The organism is Noviherbaspirillum suwonense, from assembly GCF_900182955.1.
In the GTDB taxonomy this organism is placed as follows: Bacteria; Pseudomonadota; Gammaproteobacteria; order Burkholderiales; family Burkholderiaceae_D; genus Noviherbaspirillum_A; species Noviherbaspirillum_A suwonense.
In genome coordinates this window covers 1-19,999 of sequence record NZ_FXUL01000047.1, presented here as the reverse complement: position 1 = coordinate 19,999, position 19,999 = coordinate 1, and the positions used below count along the sequence as shown (strand labels likewise).

Here is a 19,999-nt window from a genome sequence, read left to right as displayed (position 1 = left end):
GCCTTCATTCTTCCATTGGCTACCGTACTCCGATGGAGGTTGAAAACATGTTGAAAGCTGCATAACCTGCTGTACGTGAAACCGAGGCAGGATCACTCTGATGCTGCTCATATGTTCACCGATGTCGCTGCGCTGGCTATCTCGCTTGCGGCAGTCCGTATTGCACGCCGGCCAGCCGATCAGCAGCGCAGTTTTGGGTACTACCGGTTCGAGATCCTGGCTGCGGCCTTCAATGCGCTGCTGCTTTTCGCTGTTGCTCTCTACATCCTCTACGAGGCATACAGGCGGCTTTCCAGTCCACCGGAAATTCAGTCATCCACCATGCTCGTCATTGCAGTTCTGGGACTAATCATCAACCTCATCAGCATGCGGGTGCTTACGGGGGGGAAGGATGAGAGCCTGAACGTCAAAGGTTCGTACCTCGAGGTCTGGAGTGACATGCTGGGTTCACTTGGCGTCATCGCGGGCGCTGTCATTATCCGGTTCACGGGATGGGCTTGGGTGGACTCGGTAGTCGCGGTTGGTATTGGGCTGTGGGTGCTGCCCCGTACGTGGGTTCTCCTAAAAGCCAGCCTAAACATCTTGCTAGAAGGTGTACCCGAGGAAGTCGACGTTGGCCACGTCGGCGACGCAATAGCGGCAGTGCCAGGCGTGCGTAGCTATCACGACCTTCATGTCTGGGCTATCACCAGCGGCAAAGTCAGCCTGACGGTTCATGTCGTCCATGCTTCGGAGGTATTGGCGTCCTCGATCCTGGATGCCATAAGGGAGCGTCTGGCACACGACTTTCAAATTACTCACGTAACTATCCAGTGCGAGTTAGTGCCATGTGAGCAGATCGATGAGGACTATCACTTTGGCTTACAAACCGAGGCACATGGTTCGCATGTAGGGCACAGTCACTAGCTTGACTGACTGGTTAGGCAACCAACACATCTTCACATCAGAAAAGCAAAAAGGCGAGCAATGCTCGCCTTCTTCGTTTGCGAATCCACTTCTTAGACGTGGGCGATCACCACCGCCACCAGGGTCAAGACCAAACCGACCACGCCGCCGCCCACAGCAATATTCGACAGCGTCGTACGCGCTTTTTCAGGCGTGTCAAGGCGTTCGCCCATCCAAGCTTTCAAGGTTGTCATCTCGCGCTCCGTCGCATGATCTGTATAAACTGTATAGGGTGCGAAGGTTATATTTATAACATCCGTACTCCAACGATACCATAATGGACCAATCCATACAACAGAGCGCTTGCGGCGGTCAAACCAACCGATTTGATAATAATTTGGTAATGTTTCCCCCAAATAACATTGGCCGGCTTCGGGTAGGCGACCGGCAGCATTGTTCCCACCGCGGCAATCACGCTTGAGGCGCACAGGAAGACGATTGCAGCACCGATGGCATACCCGGCGCCGGCCTCCATCGACATCGCCTTGTCGGTGCCTGGCTCGAAAATCTCGTAGAGCGTCGAGCAGGCAAACCCGGCACCGACCCAGCCAAGCTGGCCATCCTTGATCATCTGAATGACTTTAGGCGCACTCGGAAAGGCAAATCCTTTGAGCACCCAATAAAATAAAAAAGGCGTGAAGATTGGCAGCAAAAGCGAAATGATTATCCAGCCCAAGATGTCCTCCTGAAACAAGTTGGCTGGATTATATAGATGCGTCCACCGTTCCCCATGCAAGTGCAGCGGTCGGCCTGAAAGGTCAGCGATACATTCCTTTAACGAATAAATTTTCTAAAATCAACTATGTGAAAAACAGGAGCAATGGGTTTGTAGACTAACTACATGTTCAACAAACGGTTCCTTAATTGACTAAGTTTGTACTTATAACAACTTGGAAAAATGCAAAAACGACAACATTGCGCGTTGTCAAGATATAGCGCCGCTCTCAGCTATGGCTCAGTGACTCAATAATCGGGCAAGTCACTGCAGCCGGCCCAACTTCACACTGTTTGACCAATGCTTCTAATGTCGTGTGGATACGATTCAAGTCCTTGATTCGTTCTTTAACGAGTTGCAGCTTGAGCACTGCGGCGTCATGCGTCTGCTTGCATGCATTGGACTGCTGCAGAGCCAGCAATCCAATGACTTCCTCCAGGGAGAAGCCCAGTGTTTGTGCCCGTTTGATAAACCGGACGCACTCGATAGCGGCTTCATCGTAGTACCGGAAGCCACCTAACGCTTTAGGTGGTTCGGCCAGCAAACCGCGTCGCTGATAAAACCGGATGGTTTCAACATTCACATCCGCAGCAGCAGCTACTTTGCCGATAGTAATTTTGTTATCCATAACTTATCGGAATCTCCATAAAACGTTTGACTCCGTACCATGGTACGGCACATATAGTATGGTTTCAAACCTTAATTTGGACCCTATGGATACGGATAAGCTTACAAAAACGACATTGGTCGGTGGTGCTGTCGCTGCGCTGGCGGCGTCCGCCTGCTGCCTTGGCCCACTGGTGTTGGTTAGCTTGGGCATTGGTGGTGCCTGGATATCGAACTTGACCATGCTGGAGCCATTCAGGCCCATCTTTATCGGCATCGCCTTACTATGTATGGTGCTCGCCTACCGCAAGATTTATCGAGGTCCGGCTGCCGATGAGTGTGCCCCTGGTTCCGTCTGCGCCATGCCACAGGCCAACACGAGGTACCGGGTATTGTTTTGGGTGGTATCCCTGCTGGTCCTGGTCGCGTTGGCGTATCCGTATTTCGTGACCTTGCTCGATTGAGGATTACCCCATTTTGAAGTTTCGCTGGATTCTTGGTGCCTTGGCAGTCGGCTCACTTTTATACGGTGCGATGCTCTTTTTTCTGCTGTTCATGTCCCGCATAGGCTGCTGTCCCATCGTTTTTAATCATTAGGAGAAATCATGTTGAAATCCATTCGTGTCCTCGCCCTGGTCTTGGCTGCAGCCGGAATTTCATCGACTGCATTTGCCGCTGTGCAGATCGCAACGCTTGCTGTGCCAGGCATGAACTGTTCGTCGTGCCCGATTACCGTCAAAAGGGCGCTGATGAAGGTGGACGGCGTAAAGGAAGTCAAAACCAGCTTCGAGCAGCGTGAAGCTGTCGTTACCTTTGACAACAGCAAGGCCTCGCTTGAAAAACTCAGCGCGGCATCGACGAATGCCGGTTACCCCGCGACCGTAAAGGCAGCAAACTAAAATGGGAACGCTCGATTTTCAAGTCACGGGCATGACCTGTGACCACTGCGCATCATCTCTGCAGGCAGCCCTGGCCACGGTGCAAGGCATTCACAATGCGGCGGTGTCCTATCCGGAGCGTCATGCGACGGTCGCCGTTGACGCTGGCATTGAAGCCGAGACCGTGATTCAGGCAATCCGCGCTAAAGGATATGACGCCCAGCTGGAACGTAAAACACCAACCGCTCACTTCGGCAAAGGCACGGGATTGAAAGTGGTCATCATTGGCAGCGGCTCGGGAGCGTTTGCCGCGGCCTTGCGCGTGGCCGAAGGCGGTGCGACCGTGACGATTGTCGAGGCCGGTACCGTGGGCGGCACTTGCGTCAATGTCGGCTGCGTGCCCTCGAAAATCATGATTCGTGCCGCGCACATCGCCCATCAGCAGGCGCATCACCCATTTCCCGGCGTTGAAAAACACACACCGCAGATCGACCGCGCCGCTCTGGTCATGCAGCAGCAACGTCGTGTCGAGGAACTGCGCCGCGATAAATACGAATCGATTCTGGAATCAAATCCGGGTATCAGCCTGCTGCGCGGCCGAGCCCGCTTTATCGACGCGCAGACGCTGGAAGTGACGCAGGCCGATGGAACCATCAAGCATGTTGCAGCGGATCGTATTCTGATCGCAACCGGCCGCTCTCCCAGCATTCCTGATACCCCTGGCCTGGCAGAGACGCCTTACTGGACATCTACTACGGCACTCGTGGCAGAGCAACTGCCCAAGCACCTTCTGGTGTACGGTGCGTCGGTCGTAGCCCTGGAACTTGCTCAGGCATTCCTGCGGCTCGGTTCGCAGGTAACAGTGATTGCCCGCTCCACCTTGCTTTCGAAGGAAGACCCTGCCATCGGTACAGGACTGCAGGCCGCGCTCGAAGCTGAAGGCATGCGCATTCTGACGCATACCAAGCTTACCAGCGCGCTCTATGACGGCAGTAGCTTCCAACTGGACGTCGGCAGTGAGTTGCTCAGCGGTGACCGCCTGCTGGTGGCGACTGGACGACAAGCCAATACTGCCGCATTGAACCTGCAGGCAGCGGGTGTGGCTGTGGATACAAGCGGCGCAGTCGTGATCGATTCCCACATGCGTACATCGGTGCCGCATATCTATGCGGCTGGCGACTGCACGAATCAGCCGCAGTATGTCTATGTCGCTGCCGCTGCCGGAACCCGCGCCGCTCGCAACATGCTGGGAGAAGATGCCGTTCTCGATTTGTCTGCCATGCCAGGCGTGGTGTTTACCGACCCACAGGTCGCCACAGTGGGAATCACTGAAGCAGAAGCTCAAGCGCAGCGGTTGGACGTGGATAGTCGCACGCTGACTTTGGACAACGTGCCTCGGGCTTTGGCCAACTTCGACACGACCGGGTTCGTCAAGCTCGTTGCCGATAAAAGGACCGGGCGCCTCCTCGGTGCACAAATCCTGGCGGCGGAAGCCGGCGAGATGATTCAGACCGCTGCGCTGGCAATTCGCAATGGAATGACCGTGCAAGAGTTGGGTGACCAGTTGTTCCCCTACCTGACCATGATCGAAGGCCTGAAGCTGTGCGCACAGACGTTTTTCAAGGACGTCAAGCAACTGTCGTGCTGTGCAGGCTAACGAGACGCTTTCATGAAACACGTAAGTTAGCGTCCGAGTGGAAGCAGCGTCATCTGCAGTAAAGCAGCGCACCAACCGATTTTATCAAGGACCACTCAATGCCTTCCTTATCCGACCGACCATCATTTTGGCAACGCAATCTCGACAAGGTTGGTATTGGCGGGGCCGCCTTTGCCGCCCTGTGTTGCCTTGGTTTACCTGCCTTACTGTCCATCGTATCCGCCGTTGGCCTTGGCTTTTTAGTAAACGATGCTGTTTTGCTAACTCTCCTGATTGTTTCATTGGCGATTGCGTTATGGGGACTGTACAGCGGCACCCGCCACCACCATCAGTGGGGTGCCTTTGCGATTGGGGTTGTGGGAGCGATATCGATGGGGCTATCCATGTAGCGCGGGAACGGTATCTATGCCGCCTTTGGGATTGCAGCTTTGGTGCTGGCAAGCCTCTCGAACATCGTTTTGCGGGTGCGGTCAGCGCAACGTATCTAATCCTGACGTGGGTGGCGTTGCAGAACAAACGCCAGCGTGTCTCACTCTGCAACTAAGGAAAGGAAACACCTGATGGAAGATCAAGCAAAAAAATCTTCGTTTATGGGCTTCATTTTATTTGCAGTATTGCATCTTCTCTGTTGCGGACTACCTCTTTTATTGCTGGCGGGTGTGTCTTTCAAGTTCGTCTCGCCAGTTTGGCCAGTTGCCGGTGTCGTCCTAGCGTTGCTCGGTATCGGCGGTTTTATCTGGTACGCCAAGCGCGGTTGTGCCACATGTCCCCGTAATGAAGGCAGCATCAAGCCCACAGAATAGGAGAACCACTATGGCAAAGCAGTATGACTTGGTCGTCATTGGTGCCGGTACGGCTGCGATGACGGGCGCTATGCGAGTCCGCGCCGCGGGCAAGCAAGTGGCCGTGATTGACTATCGTCCTTTCGGTGGCACCTGCGCACTGCGCGGCTGTGATCCGAAGAAGATGCTCATCAGCGGGGCGGCAGCAGTCGACTATGCAAGACGAATGGCAACCCATGGTGTTGAAGGTAGTGTCGAAATCGATTGGCCAGCATTAATGGCCTTCAAGCGTACCTTCACCGACCCTGTGCCGGAAAAGATGGAGCAGCGGTATCAAGATAAAGGAATCGATACTTATCATGGCAAGGCACGCTTTACCGGCAGGAACACGCTAGAAGTTGCAGGAGAGGTCCTTGAAGCCAAACATATCCTGATTGCCTCAGGTGCTGAGCCAGCCAAACTTGGCATTCCTGGAGAGCAGCACTTGATGGATAACGAAGGCTTCCTCGCACTGGAGACGCTGCCACAACGAATTGTGCTGGTCGGAGGTGGTTATATTGCTGCCGAGTTTTCGCATATTGCATCCCGGGCCGGGGCGAAGGTGACGATTTTGCAGCATGGAGATCGCATTCTTAAAGAATTCGATACCGATCTAGTAGGGTGGCTCATGGCGTCCTTTACCGCTTTGGGTATTGATGTCCGGACGAAGACTTCAGTGGAACGCATCGAAAAGGTCGCCAACGGCTACCAGGTTTTTTCCTCGAGCAGTGGGACACAGTTAATGATTGAGGCAGATCTCGTCGTGCATGCGGCCGGGCGTGTTTCCGACGTTGAACCGCTTGACCTTGCCGCTGGTGGTGTGGAGGTGGAGAACGGCAGACTGAAGCTCAATGAGTATCTGCAGAGTTCGTCCAATCCCTCTGTCTACGCGGCCGGTGATGCTGCCCGTATGGGTCCGCCGCTTACCCCGGTGTCCAGCCATGATGCGAAGGTCGTTGCAGCCAACATCCTGAACGGAAATCAGAAGACACCTAACTACCAGGGTGTGCCAAGCGTCGCATTCACCATCCCGCCGATTGCTTCAGTCGGCCTGACAGAAGCGAAAGCACGGGAAAAGGGTGTGAAGTTCCGGATGCAAAGCCAAAGTACGCCAACCTGGTTTACTGCCCGCCAGCAGGCCGAACCGGTCTACGGGTTCAAGGTACTGGTGGACGAAGCCAGCGACCATATCCTGGGAGCTCACCTGGTTGGGCCGCATGTGGATGAGGTCATCAATATATTTGCGTTGGCGATACGCCATGGGCTGACCGCGGATGACCTTAGGAACACCATGTTTGCCTACCCCACCGGCGCTTCGGATATCAGTTCTATGCTATAGAACTTTGCTACCGAGATTTCCGTAGCGCAGACAGTTTCATGCAATTTTTTTTGGAAAATATTATGTTTAGTGCAAAAAAATTAACAGTTTTACTCGGAGCGACGCTATTTTTCGGCGCGCTGCTGCATGGTCATGCCCAGCAATCAACGCCAGCTAACCCATTAAAGGGCGCATCAAGTCTTTTTGCCAGCACCAACGAAGACGAGCTGCTGGAACCTGACCAAGCCTTTAAACTCAAGGTGACAGTCAAGGGGCCCAATAAAGTGTTGGCGGAATTGACTCCGGCTGCTGGCTATTACATGTACAAAGACCGAATTCACTTTACTGTCAAAGATGCTAGCGGCATCAAGATCAAGACTGTGAAGCTCCCGACCGGCGACATAAAGACAGACCCGAATTTTGGAAAGATGGAGACTTATAAGAAGCCAATCCAGGCTGAGATTACGTTAGACCGGCTAGGGCAGGCAAAGAACTTTGCCCTCGTAGCGGCTTATCAGGGCTGCCATGAAAAGCTGGGAGTATGTTATCCGCCGATTGATAAGACTGTCGCCTTAACGTTGCCGTGACATTTCAATTCAACAGTATGGAAGGTCGACCGAATTTTTTCACTTCTGCCTCAGATCTCTTAATACCGCTGTTCGTGCGTTCAATAAGCAGGTCATGATCAAATCCGGCAACCATTAGAAGATGACGAAATCGCGTCTAACAAACGTTCAATTATTAGACATTTTTGAAAACTGGCAATTTCGGTTCGAAAGGTCCTTTTATTTACGGCATTATGTCTAATAACTTATCTAAAAGTCTAAGTAAATAAAAGCCACCGGATATGTGAATAATGAACGTTACCAAGATCGGATATGCCCGCGTCAGTACCGAAGATCAAAATCTTAATCTTCAGAATGATGCGCTAACGAAAGCATGGTGCGGCGAGATATATAAAGAGTACGCATCCGGCAAGTCGACGCTGGCCAGGCCGGAGCTCGCGAATTGCCTGCGGGCCCTGCGAGCCGGCGACACCTTGACCGTGTGGCGGCTGGACCGGCTGGGCCGCTCGCTGTCCGACCTGGTTGCGATCGTCAATGACTTGGAGAAGCGCGGCATCGCTTTCGAGTCGCTGTCCGAGCGGATCGACACCAGTTCAGCCAGCGGCAAGCTGATCGTCCATGTGTTCGCCTCAATGGCCGAGTTCGAGCGCAACCTGATCCGCGAGAGAACACAGGCCGGGCTCGCCGCGGCGCGTGCGCGTGGACGCAAGGGCGGCCGGAAGCCATCGCTCAGCGATGATCAGATCAAACAGATCAAAGCGATGCTGAAAGACCCGGGCAACAAGGTTGTAGATATCGCAAAGCAGTACGGTGTCTGCCGGGCGACGATCTTCAATGCAGTCGGGCCTATTAAGCCAGAACGGTCAGTAAGCTGAGCTGCAGTAAGTTTATTCGTCAGATGGATCGCTGATTTACTCGCTTTGAAAGTTCTTCGGCACTTTCTTTGCGCTCGCTGTAGCGGTTCACCAAGTATGGCGCGATATCGCGGGTCAGCAGCGTGAACTTGTAGAGTTCTTCCGTGACATCGACAACGCGGTCATAGTAGGCCGATGGTTTCATCCGGTCGTTTTCGTCAAATTCCATGAATGCCTTGGCGACGGACGACTGGTTGGGTATGGTGATCATGCGCATCCATCTTCCCAGCACACGCATCTGGTTCAAGGCATTGAATGACTGTGAGCCGCCGGAAACTTCCATCACTGCCAGTGTTTTACCCTGGGTTGGCCGAACAGCGCCAATGGACAGCGGGATCCAGTCAATCTGCGCCTTCATAATGCCCGTCATGGCGCCGTGGCGCTCTGGTGAGGACCAGACCATGCCTTCCGACCATAGAGGTGGCCCCACCTGTTTGGACAGAAATCGCTGGTTCTTAAGTGGGACCTTGCTGATGATGGGTTTTGCCCATTTTCCTATGCGGCGCTTTGCATGGCCGGCATGTCCTTAAAGTAAAACGCATCCGGCGTCATGCCGTCAAGCGAGCTGTGGGGCCGCCGGGTGTTATAGAAGTCAATATAGCGTGCTATCCCACTGCGGGCAGCGCTGACCGTCTCGTAGGCACGCAGGTAGACTTCTTCATATTTGATGGACTTCCATAGCCGTTCAACAAAGACGTTATCTCGCCAGCAGCCACGACCATCCATACTGATGGCAATGTCATTCTCCTTGAGCAGTTGAGTAAATTCCAGGCTCGTAAACTGGCTACCCTGGTCGGTGTTGAAGATGTCCGGCTTGCCGCAGCGGTAGATTGCTTCCTGAACCGCCTCGATGCAGAAGTCGGTGGTCAGCGTATTCGATAGGCGCCATGCCAGCACGCGGCGGCTGGCCCAGTCCATCACGGCAAACAGGTACACGAAGCCCCGTTTCATAGGAATGTAGGTGATATCTGCTGCAAAGACATGATTTGGCCGACTGATTTCCATATGGCGCAGCAGGTACGGATAGACCGCATGGGCAGGATGGCGACGGCTGGTATTGGGCTTCTTGTACACCGCTTCGATGTTCATGCGCTTCATCAGCGTGGTTACATGCTTGCGGCCGACCGCATGACCGTCCTGACGCAGCATATCCCTCAGCATCCGGCTTCCGGCAAACGGATACTCCAGGTGCAGTTCGTCGATTTTGCGCATCAGCGCAAGGTCCGCTTCCCTGGCTTGCTGAGGACGATAGTAAGCAGTGGACCGCGCCAAGGAGAGAATCTTGCATTGCCGGGTCACCGGCAGATCGTGGCCACGGTCAATCATTTTTTTGCGCTCAGCAATCCCGCTTTGGTGAGCGCGCTTCCTAAAAAATCAATTTCCAGCGCCTGCTGTCCGATCTTCGCATGCAGCACTTTCAGGTCCGGCTCGTTCTCCGCCTTATTGCCAGCACCGTCGAATAGATCAGCGGCGCGCTCAAGCAGTTGCCTCTTCCATTCCGTCACCTGGGTCGGATGAACCTGGTATTGCTCAGCCAGCTCAGTGAGCGTCTTATCGCCGCGCAATGCCGCTACTGCCACTTTCGCTTTGAAGCTGCCTGAGTGGTTCCGTCTTGTTCTCTTTGTCATGCTCCTGCTCCTGTATTCGGTCCTGCGACCGAGATTGTGAAGCAAGGCCTCCACTTATCCAACTGTCCGAATTTCCGGGGCCACCTCTCATTCAGCCAGTTTACGCAGTTCTTGGACCTTTGGATGAGTGTCGGGTGCATCGTCCGGCAGAGGCAATCCGCTTGGATCAAAAATCTCAACTTCGCCTCCCATCGCTTCAAGCAGGCGGGCAGCCTCTTGAGTCAGTAAGCGGCTGAAAGACCGTGGGCGCAACGACCCGTAGAGCAGGAGAAATCGCGGTGCGTGCGTTGAAGTTGCAACCCCGGCGAAGTCTAACCGCGCTGGAACGACAAACAGGTCTTTTGTGAGGTTTGGCAAGTTATCGAGTGACATAGGTATAAGTTAGGCTTTGGCTTCGTACCAGTGCTGCGATCGGTTCACAACCGCGACCACAAACAGCATCACTGGCACTTCGATAAGGACGCCGACCACAGTCGCAAGCGCTGCGCCGGACTGAATGCCAAATAGGCTGATGGCAGTCGCCACCGCAAGCTCGAAAAAGTTGGACGCGCCGATCAGGGCTGACGGACCGGCTACGCAGTGGGCTACACCCAGCTTCTTGTTCAAAAGGTAGGCCAGTCCTGAGTTGAAAAAGACCTGGATGAGAATGGGCACAGCCAGGATGGCGATCACGACCGGCTGCTGCGTGATGGCCTCGCCCTGGAATGCGAACAGCAGAACGAGCGTCAGCAACAACGCAGAGATCGAATACGGCCCCAGCGCTGCAACTGCACGCTCGAGGCTTCTCGGCCCCTTCGCCAGTAGCATCTTGCGTATGACTTGGGCCAAAATCACAGGGATGACGATGTAGAGCACAACGGACGTGATCAGCGTGTCCCACGGCACCGTAATGGCGGACAGGCCAAGCAGGAGTGCCACCAGCGGCGCGAACGCCACGATCATGATGGAATCGTTTAGTGCAACCTGCGAAAGCGTGAAGTACGGGTCGCCCTTGCATAGCTGGCTCCAGACAAAAACCATTGCCGTACAGGGCGCGGCGGCCAGCAGGATCAGTCCAGCGATATAGCTGTCGAGCTGATCGGCCGGTAAGTAATCGACGAATACATGACGGATGAACAGCCAGCCCAGGAGCGCCATGGAAAACGGTTTGACAGCCCAGTTGATTAATAGCGTGACGCCTATGCCGCGCCACTGGCTGCGCACTTGCGTCAATGCCCCGAAATCGATCTTGATGAGCATCGGAATAATCATGACCCAGATCAGGATGCCGACCGGGATGTTGACTTGGGCAACCTCAAGTCGCGCCAAGGCCTGAAATGCAGCAGGGAATGCGCGTCCCAGCAGAATGCCGGCAACAATGCAAAGAGCTACCCAGATTGTCAGATAGCGTTCAAAAAAGCCGATGGCCGGCGCAGCGCCGCCAGCTACTGCCGTGGTGTGAGTGGTGGTCATTTTGGTCTACAAAGCGGAGTAGCCGCTAGCGTGGTGAACGAGGCAGCGGCCAACTATCGAGGTTAGGCGGAGGTGACTGGCGTGTCGCCAATCTTTTTGATTTCTTGCTGGACTGCGTTCTTTTCCAGCAAGTGCAATGGCAGGCTTACGAACGTGTTCATCCGGGCCAAGATTTGCTTGAAAACCTTCTCGAAGGCCGCCCGCTTTTGCTCGTCGGTGCCCTCAACCGCAGCCGGGTCTTCAAATCCCCAGTGCGCGGTCGCTGGATGACCTGGCCAGTAGGGGCAAGTCTCACCTGCAGCGTTGTCGCAGACAGTGATGATGAAGTCCATGTGTGGTGCACCAGGCGCTGCGAATTCGTCCCAGCTTTTGCTGCGCAGGTTGTCGACCGGGTAGCCAGTTTTCTTGACCTGTTCGATAGCAAATGGATTGACCGTGCCGCCGGGCTTGCTGCCGGCGCTGAATCCCTGGAAGCGGCCCTTGCTCATCGTGGTGACAAGCGCTTCAGCCATGATGGAGCGAGCCGAGTTGCCAGTGCAGAGGAACAGGACGTTATACGTTTTTTCAGTCATTTGAGGCTCTCCGTCAGGAGCAGGTTGGAGGAAGTAGAAGCGCTTACAGGCGTGCAAGGGTTTCCGCCACAGCAGTTTTCAGTCAAAAACGCAATCAATCCGTTCATGGTTTCAAACCGGGCGGAATAGAAAATCTGGCGTCCTACATGCCGTGGCTGAATCAGGTCAGCGCGCACCAGGTCCTTCAAATGGAAGGAAAGCGCGGAGGGCTTGACCTCTAACCCACTAGAAATTGCGCCGGCAGTAAGCCCCTCCGGGCCTGCCTGCACCAACATGCGAAAAACTTTAAGCCGATGCTCATGTGCGAGCGCATCAAGGGCGGTAACAATAGCGATATGGTCCATAAGCATGACTATACAACATTCGTCGTTTAATTCAATAAACATTGAAAATTCTTGTTCGGCTGCTATGATGAGTTGACCTTAAGCTATCTGTGCGTCAGCAGATTTCTAGTACAAAGAGCCATAAAAACGAGGCGTCCAATGGAGCACAGCAAGAAGAACTGGCACCTGATTGGGAGTTTAGGATTCACGCTGATAGCGTCATACGGCTCGTTGTTATATGCCTTTTCTCTTCTCGCTCCGGAGATCCACCGCACCCTCGGTTGGCGAATGGATTTGGTATTCGGAGCTTTTTCGTGGGGCCTGCTGGTTGCTGGACTATCCTCTACGCCGGCCGGACTCCTGATTGACCGCTTCGGCGGCCGGTTTGTCATGGCGGCCGGTTCTCTGATTTGCGGAGCTGGGCTCATCGGGCTTAGCCAGGTACAGGCCCTGTGGCAGTACTACGGAGCCTGGACTGTCCTTGGCGTCGGTATGGCCCTTGTGTTTTATGAAGCAGCCTTCGCCACCATCAATCGCGCCTGGACGACTGGCGAGATGGTCTTTGCCAGGCGCGCGGCACCAGAAGTGGTTGAAAAACTGACTTTTGCAATGCTGCCTGCCGCTTTGGCCGTATTGCTGTTCCTTGGTATAGAACAATGGGTAGTGGCCGCGTTTTGCGGCTTGTACGGGCTAAGCAATGGCATCTTGACCATCGTCCGCGGCACAGTGCCGCAGAAGCTCTTTGGACGGGAAAACTATGGCGCGATTGCTGGTGCGTTAGCGGGTCCGACGTTGATGGCCCAAGCCGCAGGTCCTCTGGCCATTGCGGCGCTGGTGGAAGCTGAGATTTCGTCAAAGGCAGTGTTCACAACGCTGCTCACCATTTCTTTGGCTTCGGCAGCGTTCTACCTTGCTGCTGTTCGCAGACAGCCGGCTCTTAAACGTAACAAAACGAGCAGCATTTAGATAAGTCACTAAGTTTCTTAATATCAATATTTTTTGCAACGTTGGAAAGTAAGCTCGCTGCAAAGTATGGGATCTTCTTCGATCTTCTTCGTGCACTGCGAGAGGGTTTTTCCTACCATTTCATAGTAAAGGTGCGGCGAGTATAGATCAGCTTTTCGGGGTGCTGCCATATCCGCAACTGCCGTCGACCTGACAAGATTGCACACGGTTTATGGCTTTGCGGCGGCGATGCAAAAAGAAACCAGCGAGTGCTATCGCGGATACAACTGCCGTTTCTAAATACCAACCAGTCATTGCCATCCCAAGGCTGGACAGTCCAAACCATGCCAACAACGGGGCAACCAAAGGGGCACAGCATGCTGCACAGGCAGCCAAGGCAACTCCCGCTGCCCCTGCAGTTCCTACCTTCGCAACGGTTGAACCACGCGTCATTTGTGTTTCATTCATGATTTTTCCTTTTAATTGCGCACGAATGTTGTGCTTGCATCAAAGTTACAACCTCAAGTAACTTGAGCAGCAAGGAATTTTTGGAGAAAAGCACAATGTCGCAACCCAACCTGACGATCGGCGCGTTAGCTAAGCACACCAGCATCAATGTGCCGACCATTCGTTACTACGAAGAAATAGGTCTACTGCCTCAAGCTCAACGTTCGGCGAACGGTCGGCGCTTTTACCGGGATAGTGACTTGAAGCGGCTTACCTTCATCAAGCGTTGCCGGGACTTTGGCTTTCCCATTGAGCAGGTTCGGGAACTGGTAAATCTCTTGGAAGACGGGGACCGATCGTGCATCGAAGTAAGGGATCTCGCTCAGATGCGGCTTGATACCGTGAGTGCGAGGGTTCAGGAAATGCTGAAACTCGAAGCGAGTCTCGTTTCATTCGTGGAAAGCTGCGACGAGTCCTGCTGCAAGGGCTATACAAGAGATTGCAATATTATTGAAGACTGGTCGACTATCCAATCTGAAAAATCAGCTACCAGCGATGAAAGTTGCTGTGCCACGCCGCAAAGGCAAACGAAAATTCCCCCGCTTGTAGAATCCACTTCGTTTAGACAAGTCAGGCGGGCATAAGCATGGAATGGGCGGGACTTATGCGAGCCTTTGGATTGTTCTTCGCTACGGCGGTTGCTGAACTGGTCGGGTGTTATCTCCCGCTACTCTGGCTTTCGGGTAAAGGAGGTATCTGGCTGTTGCTACCTGCGGCACTCAGCTTAATGATTTTTGTTTGGTTGCTGACGTTGCATCCGGCGGCCAGCGGTCGGGTCTATGCAACATATGGGTCCATTTACATCGCGACGGCGCTTGGCTGGCTATGGTTGGTCGATGGCATTGCTCCGACGTGGACCGACGTCGCTGGTGTTGCTCTTGCCCTTTGTGGTGCCGGCATAATCGCAATGGGACAACGACATGTTTGACATAGTCAATGACGACTTACCGCGTCATACCAGACATTGGACAACTATGGCTGAAGGACTGCAAAGGGTCGACAGCCGGCGTACAACATGCTATTGCTATGACCGGTAACCGCGCGCAAGCGGACCTTCCTGAAGATACCAATGGTCCGGGTCCGAAATCGAAAGTGTCGCTAATAACGAATTCGACATGCAAGAGAAAACCGATCCTGTCAGTTTGCTATCGCCTTCGGCAATTCCGTCCACCTGGTCGTGAAGCACTGGGATTTGTTTTCGGCGCGTGCTATCCAGCGCTGCGCAGTCCCTGCGGCAGCCACCTTTACCGTGTCGCGGCCAAAACGGGTGTTGAGCCCATCGAGGACCGACATGATGGCCGCCGAATGCATCGCGTTCTCTTCTACCGCGTCAAACAGGGACCGCTGGATGGTGCCGGCCGGCGATATGTCGAGCAGCATCACGCCACACTTCTTGTATAGAAATCCATTCCTGAAAATTGCCCTCAAACCCATCGCCGCAGCAGAGGCGAGCTTGCGCGTGTCCGATGTAGGGTACGGCAAGGGGATGGTAACGGCATTGCTGTACTGCGGATCGTCCGGACGGAACTGGTTTGTGTGGATGAAAACCTGCAGCACCCCGCACACGGAATGCTGCGCGCGGAGCTTCTCTGCCGCCCGGCTTACGTAGGTCGCCAAGGCCTCCATCAGTTCCTCTTGCGTCGCAACTGACGCACCGAAGCTCTTCGATGAGATGATCTGCTTCTTGGCCGGCGCCACTTCCTCAAGGTCCATGCAGGGATTGCCTTGCAGCTCAGTGACGGTACGCTCCATCACGACCGAGAAATGCGCCCGGATCGTCTTTGGTGAAGTACGGCGCAAATCCTGAACTGTATGGATGCCCATGCCATGCAGCTTCTCTGCAATACGACGTCCAACTCCCCAAACCTCTCCGACATCGATGGAAGACAGAAGTATGTCGAGGTCGACAGAAGGATAGGCGGTCAGGTCAAATACACCGCCGAACTGGGGGTTCTTTTTTGCTATGTGATTTGCTAACTTGGCCAGGGTGCGAGTCGGCGCCAGTCCGACACATACGGGGATGCCGGTCCATTGCCTGACACGCATCCTGATGGCCTTTCCCATGGCAGTAAAACTCGGCCACAGAAGACGCATTTGATCGACTTGCAGGAAGGATTCGTCAATGCTGTACACCTCATAGTCCGGCGAGAACTGGCTGAGTACTTGCACGACCCGGGCGCTCATATCGCCATAAAGCGTGTAATTGCTGGAGAGGCCAACAAGCCGATGCTGGCGTACCAGATCCTGCAACTGAAACCATGGCGTGCCCATCTTGACGCCTAAGTCTTTCGCCTCCTGACTGCGCGCCACGGCACATCCGTCGTTGTTGGAAAGGACCACAAGAGGGCGGCCTTCCAGGCGCGGATTGAAAACGCGCTCACAGCTGCAGTAGTAATTGTTGCAGTCGACAAGCGCATAGAGTGCTCCGCTTGTGCGTTGCATGTTCATGTCAGCTTGCGAACGACGCCAACGACTACCCCGAAGACAATCAGCTCTTCAGCCTCCCCCAGCAGAATCGTTTGATAGAGATGATTTTCCGGACGCAGTTCAATGCCATCCGAGGTGATATGCACCCGCTTGACGGTGTGTTCCCCGTTCAGGATGGCGACGATGATGTCACCACTTTTGGCTTCGACCGCTCGATCGACGACGATTTTGTCGCCATCAAAAATCCCGGCGTTTTTCATCGAGTCGCCGCAGACATCGAAAATGAATGTTGCGGCCCTATGCTTGACCAGGTACTCATGCAGGTCCAGACCGCTTTCGCAATAGTCTGCCGCTGGCGACGGAAAACCGGCCGGGCATTTGACCCTGAAGGCCGGAATCATTGAGTGACCGGTGGGCTTCAGAGGCCAGATAACAGGGACGAGCGTATGCAGCTCGGCCAAATTGACGAGATCGCGATTAGACATTGAGTTTGGGAAACAACTGTATTTTTGTCCAGTATAGGGAGGCAAAGTGTTTCCCGCAAGGCGCTATGTTGCTTCCCCTTGATTTGTTACTACTGACGGCCCCTAAAAGACACATTAATCTCAGGCAATAAAGTTGTTTCTCCTATAATATGTTGCTAATGCTATAACGCTTGCGCAAACCGATGATGGTCCGGCACGATCATGACGAGAATGCCTGGAGATTCTGGGAAGGTCGGAGAACACATGATGATTCTGAAATTGGTACTGGGCTTGGGGCTGATCTGGTTCATGCTCACCTTCCTTTTGGTAATCCATGAGTATGGGCATGCGTGTGTAATGCGCCGGCTTGGCATGCGGGTCGACAAGGTCGTCATTGGTGCGGGGCCGCTTCTTTTCGTGACCGCGCAAGAAGAAATCCGCCTGCTGCCTTTCATCGGCATGGCCATCAGCGACGACTATGCAATGGCTTCGCTGCGCGACCGGGCGATCGCCGCGGCCGCCGGCCCGGCGTCGTCCATTCTTCTCGGCCTGTTGCTGCTGCTGGCCAACTGGGTCGTGCCTTCATGGGCAACCCTAATCGCCGCCAAAGGTTCGTTCCTGCTGGCCGCGATCAACATGATCCCGCTGCCACCGTTCGACGGTTTCACCGTCGTGGAAGCGTTTCTGGCCAAGCGCGGCGTGCAGATCAATGAGGGCCAGCGGCGCCAGCTTTTCACAATCGGCATTGGCACCATGGTGGTACTGACGCTGGTGCTGTAACACTCATCGGCACGTACGAACCACGCAAAAAATAAGGCCGTCAGCATTGCGCTGACGATCAGTTCTGCTATCTTTGCCTGCTCCATCAACTTTGCAGTTCAGTTCGCCATAGGGCGAATGCTCTTTCCTATCCATGGCAACCGAAACTGTTAGCGAACAGGCAAAGCGGCTGGCGCGTGAATGGACCCCTTTCAATCTTCGCGCCAACAAGAAAATTCTCGACGCATGGGGCGATCCGGCCGAGCCGCCCGTTCTGGTCCGGGAGATCCATGCCGAGATCACCAAGGCCGACCCGGTGAAGGGACAGCGCTTCTACCGGGAATTCCTTCGCCCTTTTGACTGATTCCGAAAGCTGGAAAAACAAAGCCCTCGCATCCATACCGGACCGAGGGCTTTGCATTTAGGAGGCCAGCGACTGGCCAGAGGTTAGAACTCTTCCCAGTCCCCGCCTGCGGTTGCCGTGGTAACTGCCTGCCTAGAGCGTGATACAGGGGCTGCAACGGCCCTCCCGGTCGCTGCCGGGACACGCACGGCCGGAACGCTGGCGGCGGCTGTACGCGGCGCCAGGCGGGCTGCCTGGGCGAATGCAGGTTCGCTGCTCAGCTTGAACTCGCTGACAGCTTGCGACAACTGCTGCGACTGGTTATGCATCGACTCGGACGCTGCAGCGGCTTCTTCCACCAGCGCGGCATTCTGCTGGGTCACCTGGTCCATCTGCGCAATCGCCTGATTGACCTGCTCGATCCCTGCGCTCTGCTCGTTGCTGGCAGCCGTGATCTCCGCCACGATATCGGTCACGCGGCGAATGCTGGCAACCACTTCTTCCATGGTCTTGCCTGCCTGACCAACCAGTTCGGTGCCGCTTTCCACTTTCGACACGGAATCGCCGATCAGGTCCTTGATTTCCTTTGCAGCCGCGCTGGAACGCTGTGCCAGGCTGCGCACCTCGGTTGCCACGACTGCGAAGCCACGGCCCTGCTCGCCGGCGCGCGCCGCTTCCACCGCTGCATTGAGCGCAAGGATATTGGTCTGGAACGCGATGCCGTCGATAACGCTGATGATGTCGACTACCTTTTTCGATGCATCATTGATCGCTGCCATCGTGTCTACCACCTCGGATACGACTTCGCCTCCCTTGACGGCGACGTCCGCAGCCGTCATGGCCAGCTGATTGGCCTGACGGGCATTGTCGGCATTCTGTTTGACGGTCGAGGTCAGTTCCTCCATTGAGGAGGCGGTTTCCTCCAGGGAGCTTGCCTGCTGCTCCGTGCGCGATGACAGGTCCTGGTTGCCGGCGGCGATCTCGGAGGAAGAAGTTGCGATTGACTCGGTTCCTTTGCGGATGTCGCCAACGATCTTGAGGAGATTCCCGGTCATATCCTTGAGTGCCTGCTGCAGCTGGCCAACTTCGTCGCTGGACTTTACTTCGATCTCACCGGACAGGTCTCCCTTTGCGACACGCTTCGCGCTGATGACTGCTTCCTGGATTGGCCGGGTGATGCTGCGGGTCAGCCAGACTGCGATGATCACGCTCAGCGCGACGCACAGCAGCGCCAACAAAACGACGCGGTTGCGGCTCTGCTCTTTCAGATCCTTGATATGGCCAGCAAGCTCGTCAAGCATGGACCGCTGCATGTTGGCGAACTCAGCCACGGAGGCCTGGTAGGCTTCTGCGGCAGGAAGATAGGTCTTTTCTAGCAGCGCATTGGCTTCTTCCAGCTTTCCCTCCCCTTTGAGCTTGATGACGGTGTCACGGCTGCTCAGATAGACCTTGCGAACATCCATCGCCTTGGCATAGGCCTGCTTTTCCTGCTCGGTCTTCAATTCCGGTTCGAGCTTCTTAACGACTTCTGCGGTGGACTTGGTCGTCATTTCGGCCTGTTGGGCGAAGAATGGTACCAAGGACATATCGCTGCTTTTGGCGATGGCGGAAGTACGGGTGACAGCCACGTTGATATTGCGGCTCCAGTCGCTGGCCAGGCGTTCCTTCTTGATCGGCTGGTCCAACATCTGTTCTGCTGAATCGGCAACGGCATTGAGGTTAAAAATGCCGACGATCGTGATAAGAATCGAAAGGACGAGGACGACCGCGAATCCAAGGGCAAGCCGGCTGCCGATTCGCATATTGCTAATAAAGTTCATGAAGATGATATCCAGTGGTTTTAGTTTTATGCCGGGTCCGGAAACTGCGCACCCGACATGTTGTAACGGGTTTTCGACAGACAGAGTCAAAACTGGATATCAAAGTATTATCAATTGGAAGTTTATTACGCGGCCAGGTCGCTTAACTCGATAATCTTTGCATCAGGCGGGCTGTTGATGTGACTGTTCACCACGTTGCGCAGGATAGCGAAAAAGCTATCCAGTTTCTTCTCCGAACACTCTGTGACCTTGCCCCGGTTCCACGTACAGCAGAAATCGATTAATTTCTATGTACATGGAGGTCGAGATGAGCGAAGAAACCGTTCCAAAGAGGCAATA

Annotated in this window: 24 protein-coding genes and 3 pseudogenes; 14 read left to right on the top strand and 13 right to left on the bottom strand. The window is 54.6% G+C overall.

Going from position 1 to position 19,999, the window contains the following annotated elements; genetic code table 11:
* Positions 1-96 precede the first annotated feature (96 nt).
* Positions 97-906: pseudogene (locus QOL82_RS28645) on the top strand (cation diffusion facilitator family transporter); the annotation flags it as partial.
* A gap of 92 nt (positions 907-998) precedes the next feature.
* Here QOL82_RS28645 and QOL82_RS28640 read toward each other — a convergent pair.
* The 3 genes from QOL82_RS28640 to merR all read right to left on the bottom strand — a co-directional run bounded on the left by QOL82_RS28640 (position 999) and on the right by merR (position 2,288).
* On the bottom strand, positions 999-1,139 hold the full coding sequence (locus tag QOL82_RS28640) for a hypothetical protein (RefSeq protein WP_283445733.1): 141 nt from the start codon (positions 1,137-1,139) through the stop codon (positions 999-1,001).
* 53 nt (positions 1,140-1,192) lie between these two features.
* A complete protein-coding gene (locus QOL82_RS28635) occupies positions 1,193-1,621 on the bottom strand; it encodes a hypothetical protein (protein WP_283445732.1) in 429 nt (142 codons plus the stop codon).
* Positions 1,622-1,889: 268 nt separating this feature from the next.
* Positions 1,890-2,288 (bottom strand): mercury resistance transcriptional regulator MerR, encoded by a 399-nt coding sequence (gene merR, locus QOL82_RS28630; protein ID WP_283445731.1) that lies wholly within the window; start codon positions 2,286-2,288, stop codon positions 1,890-1,892.
* An 85-nt stretch (positions 2,289-2,373) separates the two neighbouring features.
* On the opposite strand from merR, the gene merT reads away from it, so the two are divergent.
* From merT to QOL82_RS28585, 8 genes are all read left to right on the top strand, one after another.
* Entirely contained in the window at positions 2,374-2,730 is a 357-nt protein-coding gene (gene merT, locus QOL82_RS28625) for a mercuric ion transporter MerT (RefSeq protein ID WP_283445730.1), read from the top strand.
* A 141-nt stretch (positions 2,731-2,871) separates the two neighbouring features.
* Positions 2,872-3,165, top strand: a complete 294-nt coding sequence (gene merP, locus QOL82_RS28620) for a mercury resistance system periplasmic binding protein MerP (protein ID WP_283445729.1) — start codon at positions 2,872-2,874, stop codon at positions 3,163-3,165.
* Position 3,166: 1 nt separating this feature from the next.
* Positions 3,167-4,801 carry a mercury(II) reductase gene (gene merA / locus QOL82_RS28615; protein WP_283445728.1) on the top strand — a complete coding sequence of 545 codons (1,635 nt, stop codon included), beginning with the start codon at positions 3,167-3,169 and terminating at the stop codon, positions 4,799-4,801.
* A 98-nt stretch (positions 4,802-4,899) separates the two neighbouring features.
* Complete coding sequence (locus QOL82_RS28610; protein WP_283445727.1) at positions 4,900-5,190, top strand: MerC domain-containing protein; 291 nt, start codon at positions 4,900-4,902, stop codon at positions 5,188-5,190.
* A 171-nt stretch (positions 5,191-5,361) separates the two neighbouring features.
* Positions 5,362-5,604 (top strand): hypothetical protein, encoded by a 243-nt coding sequence (locus QOL82_RS28605; RefSeq protein WP_283445726.1) that lies wholly within the window; start codon positions 5,362-5,364, stop codon positions 5,602-5,604.
* Positions 5,605-5,614: 10 nt separating this feature from the next.
* Positions 5,615-6,961, top strand: a complete 1,347-nt coding sequence (locus QOL82_RS28600; RefSeq protein WP_283445725.1) for a dihydrolipoyl dehydrogenase family protein — start codon at positions 5,615-5,617, stop codon at positions 6,959-6,961.
* 38 nt (positions 6,962-6,999) lie between these two features.
* Positions 7,000-7,527, top strand: a complete 528-nt coding sequence (locus tag QOL82_RS28595) for a protein-disulfide reductase DsbD N-terminal domain-containing protein (RefSeq protein ID WP_283445724.1) — start codon at positions 7,000-7,002, stop codon at positions 7,525-7,527.
* 269 nt (positions 7,528-7,796) lie between these two features.
* Positions 7,797-8,381, top strand: a complete 585-nt coding sequence (locus QOL82_RS28585; protein ID WP_283445723.1) for a recombinase family protein — start codon at positions 7,797-7,799, stop codon at positions 8,379-8,381.
* Between the two features lie 19 nt (positions 8,382-8,400).
* Here the strand turns inward: QOL82_RS28585 and QOL82_RS28580 are convergent.
* From QOL82_RS28580 to QOL82_RS28555, 6 genes and pseudogenes are all read right to left on the bottom strand, one after another.
* Positions 8,401-8,838: pseudogene (locus tag QOL82_RS28580) on the bottom strand (NAD(P)H-dependent oxidoreductase); the annotation flags it as partial.
* A gap of 77 nt (positions 8,839-8,915) precedes the next feature.
* Positions 8,916-10,048 (bottom strand): IS3 family transposase gene (locus QOL82_RS28575; RefSeq protein ID WP_430438569.1). Its coding sequence is split into 2 segments (ribosomal slippage): positions 8,916-9,787 and positions 9,787-10,048, totalling 1,134 coding nucleotides; the frame shifts between segments, so codons are not numbered across the junction.
* Between the two features lie 93 nt (positions 10,049-10,141).
* Positions 10,142-10,420: pseudogene (locus tag QOL82_RS28570) on the bottom strand (NADPH-dependent FMN reductase); the annotation flags it as partial.
* A gap of 9 nt (positions 10,421-10,429) precedes the next feature.
* Positions 10,430-11,500 carry an ACR3 family arsenite efflux transporter gene (arsB, locus tag QOL82_RS28565; RefSeq protein ID WP_283445722.1) on the bottom strand — a complete coding sequence of 357 codons (1,071 nt, stop codon included), beginning with the start codon at positions 11,498-11,500 and terminating at the stop codon, positions 10,430-10,432.
* Positions 11,501-11,562: 62 nt separating this feature from the next.
* Positions 11,563-12,072, bottom strand: a complete 510-nt coding sequence (locus tag QOL82_RS28560; protein WP_283445721.1) for an arsenate reductase ArsC — start codon at positions 12,070-12,072, stop codon at positions 11,563-11,565.
* Positions 12,069-12,458 (bottom strand): ArsR/SmtB family transcription factor, encoded by a 390-nt coding sequence (locus QOL82_RS28555; RefSeq protein ID WP_283445720.1) that lies wholly within the window; start codon positions 12,456-12,458, stop codon positions 12,069-12,071. The genes QOL82_RS28560 and QOL82_RS28555 overlap by 4 nt, the downstream gene beginning before the upstream one ends.
* Positions 12,459-12,554: 96 nt before the next feature.
* Between QOL82_RS28555 and QOL82_RS28550 the strand changes: the two genes are divergently transcribed.
* Positions 12,555-13,361 carry an MFS transporter gene (locus QOL82_RS28550; protein WP_283445719.1) on the top strand — a complete coding sequence of 269 codons (807 nt, stop codon included), beginning with the start codon at positions 12,555-12,557 and terminating at the stop codon, positions 13,359-13,361.
* Between the two features lie 147 nt (positions 13,362-13,508).
* On the opposite strand, the gene QOL82_RS28545 is transcribed toward QOL82_RS28550, so the two are convergent.
* Complete coding sequence (locus tag QOL82_RS28545) at positions 13,509-13,808, bottom strand: hypothetical protein (protein ID WP_283445718.1); 300 nt, start codon at positions 13,806-13,808, stop codon at positions 13,509-13,511.
* A 62-nt stretch (positions 13,809-13,870) separates the two neighbouring features.
* Here QOL82_RS28545 and QOL82_RS28540 point away from each other — a divergent pair, with 62 nt between their 5' ends.
* Complete coding sequence (locus QOL82_RS28540) at positions 13,871-14,431, top strand: MerR family transcriptional regulator (RefSeq protein ID WP_283445717.1); 561 nt, start codon at positions 13,871-13,873, stop codon at positions 14,429-14,431.
* A 2-nt stretch (positions 14,432-14,433) separates the two neighbouring features.
* Positions 14,434-14,775 (top strand): YnfA family protein, encoded by a 342-nt coding sequence (locus QOL82_RS28535; protein WP_283445716.1) that lies wholly within the window; start codon positions 14,434-14,436, stop codon positions 14,773-14,775.
* 209 nt (positions 14,776-14,984) lie between these two features.
* Here the strand turns inward: QOL82_RS28535 and QOL82_RS28530 are convergent, their stop codons facing one another.
* Both QOL82_RS28530 and QOL82_RS28525 read right to left on the bottom strand, forming a co-directional pair.
* On the bottom strand, positions 14,985-16,295 hold the full coding sequence (locus QOL82_RS28530; RefSeq protein WP_283445715.1) for a Y-family DNA polymerase: 1,311 nt from the start codon (positions 16,293-16,295) through the stop codon (positions 14,985-14,987).
* Complete coding sequence (locus QOL82_RS28525) at positions 16,292-16,759, bottom strand: LexA family protein (RefSeq protein ID WP_283445714.1); 468 nt, start codon at positions 16,757-16,759, stop codon at positions 16,292-16,294. The genes QOL82_RS28530 and QOL82_RS28525 overlap by 4 nt, the downstream gene beginning before the upstream one ends.
* A 243-nt stretch (positions 16,760-17,002) precedes the next feature.
* Here QOL82_RS28525 and QOL82_RS28520 point away from each other — a divergent pair, with 243 nt between their 5' ends.
* A complete protein-coding gene (locus QOL82_RS28520; RefSeq protein WP_283445713.1) occupies positions 17,003-17,518 on the top strand; it encodes a M50 family metallopeptidase in 516 nt (171 codons plus the stop codon).
* A 133-nt stretch (positions 17,519-17,651) separates the two neighbouring features.
* Positions 17,652-17,861, top strand: a complete 210-nt coding sequence (locus QOL82_RS28515; RefSeq protein ID WP_283445712.1) for a hypothetical protein — start codon at positions 17,652-17,654, stop codon at positions 17,859-17,861.
* A gap of 83 nt (positions 17,862-17,944) precedes the next feature.
* On the opposite strand, the gene QOL82_RS28510 is transcribed toward QOL82_RS28515, so the two are convergent.
* Positions 17,945-19,660: a methyl-accepting chemotaxis protein gene (locus QOL82_RS28510; RefSeq protein ID WP_283445711.1), complete on the bottom strand. Its 1,716-nt coding sequence runs from the start codon at positions 19,658-19,660 to the stop codon at positions 17,945-17,947.
* Between the last annotated feature and the right edge of the window lie 339 nt (positions 19,661-19,999).

What these genes read in the sequence shown, in the direction of transcription:
- QOL82_RS28640 (WP_283445733.1), bottom strand. Translation starts at nt 1,139, where the DNA reads ATGACAACCTTGAAAGCTTGGATGGGCGAACGCCTTGACACGCCTGAA.
- merR (WP_283445731.1), bottom strand. Translation starts at nt 2,288, where the DNA reads ATGGATAACAAAATTACTATCGGCAAAGTAGCTGCTGCTGCGGATGTG.
- merT (WP_283445730.1), top strand. Translation starts at nt 2,374, where the DNA reads ATGGATACGGATAAGCTTACAAAAACGACATTGGTCGGTGGTGCTGTC.
- merP (WP_283445729.1), top strand. Translation starts at nt 2,872, where the DNA reads ATGTTGAAATCCATTCGTGTCCTCGCCCTGGTCTTGGCTGCAGCCGGA.
- merA (WP_283445728.1), top strand. Translation starts at nt 3,167, where the DNA reads ATGGGAACGCTCGATTTTCAAGTCACGGGCATGACCTGTGACCACTGC.
- QOL82_RS28610 (WP_283445727.1), top strand. Translation starts at nt 4,900, where the DNA reads ATGCCTTCCTTATCCGACCGACCATCATTTTGGCAACGCAATCTCGAC.
- QOL82_RS28605 (WP_283445726.1), top strand. Translation starts at nt 5,362, where the DNA reads ATGGAAGATCAAGCAAAAAAATCTTCGTTTATGGGCTTCATTTTATTT.
- QOL82_RS28600 (WP_283445725.1), top strand. Translation starts at nt 5,615, where the DNA reads ATGGCAAAGCAGTATGACTTGGTCGTCATTGGTGCCGGTACGGCTGCG.
- QOL82_RS28595 (WP_283445724.1), top strand. Translation starts at nt 7,000, where the DNA reads ATGCAATTTTTTTTGGAAAATATTATGTTTAGTGCAAAAAAATTAACA.
- QOL82_RS28585 (WP_283445723.1), top strand. Translation starts at nt 7,797, where the DNA reads ATGAACGTTACCAAGATCGGATATGCCCGCGTCAGTACCGAAGATCAA.
- arsB (WP_283445722.1), bottom strand. Translation starts at nt 11,500, where the DNA reads ATGACCACCACTCACACCACGGCAGTAGCTGGCGGCGCTGCGCCGGCC.
- QOL82_RS28560 (WP_283445721.1), bottom strand. Translation starts at nt 12,072, where the DNA reads ATGACTGAAAAAACGTATAACGTCCTGTTCCTCTGCACTGGCAACTCG.
- QOL82_RS28555 (WP_283445720.1), bottom strand. Translation starts at nt 12,458, where the DNA reads ATGTTTATTGAATTAAACGACGAATGTTGTATAGTCATGCTTATGGAC.
- QOL82_RS28550 (WP_283445719.1), top strand. Translation starts at nt 12,555, where the DNA reads ATGGAGCACAGCAAGAAGAACTGGCACCTGATTGGGAGTTTAGGATTC.
- QOL82_RS28545 (WP_283445718.1), bottom strand. Translation starts at nt 13,808, where the DNA reads ATGAATGAAACACAAATGACGCGTGGTTCAACCGTTGCGAAGGTAGGA.
- QOL82_RS28535 (WP_283445716.1), top strand. Translation starts at nt 14,434, where the DNA reads ATGGAATGGGCGGGACTTATGCGAGCCTTTGGATTGTTCTTCGCTACG.
- QOL82_RS28530 (WP_283445715.1), bottom strand. Translation starts at nt 16,295, where the DNA reads ATGAACATGCAACGCACAAGCGGAGCACTCTATGCGCTTGTCGACTGC.
- QOL82_RS28525 (WP_283445714.1), bottom strand. Translation starts at nt 16,759, where the DNA reads ATGTCTAATCGCGATCTCGTCAATTTGGCCGAGCTGCATACGCTCGTC.
- QOL82_RS28520 (WP_283445713.1), top strand. Translation starts at nt 17,003, where the DNA reads ATGATGATTCTGAAATTGGTACTGGGCTTGGGGCTGATCTGGTTCATG.
- QOL82_RS28515 (WP_283445712.1), top strand. Translation starts at nt 17,652, where the DNA reads ATGGCAACCGAAACTGTTAGCGAACAGGCAAAGCGGCTGGCGCGTGAA.
- QOL82_RS28510 (WP_283445711.1), bottom strand. Translation starts at nt 19,660, where the DNA reads ATGAACTTTATTAGCAATATGCGAATCGGCAGCCGGCTTGCCCTTGGA.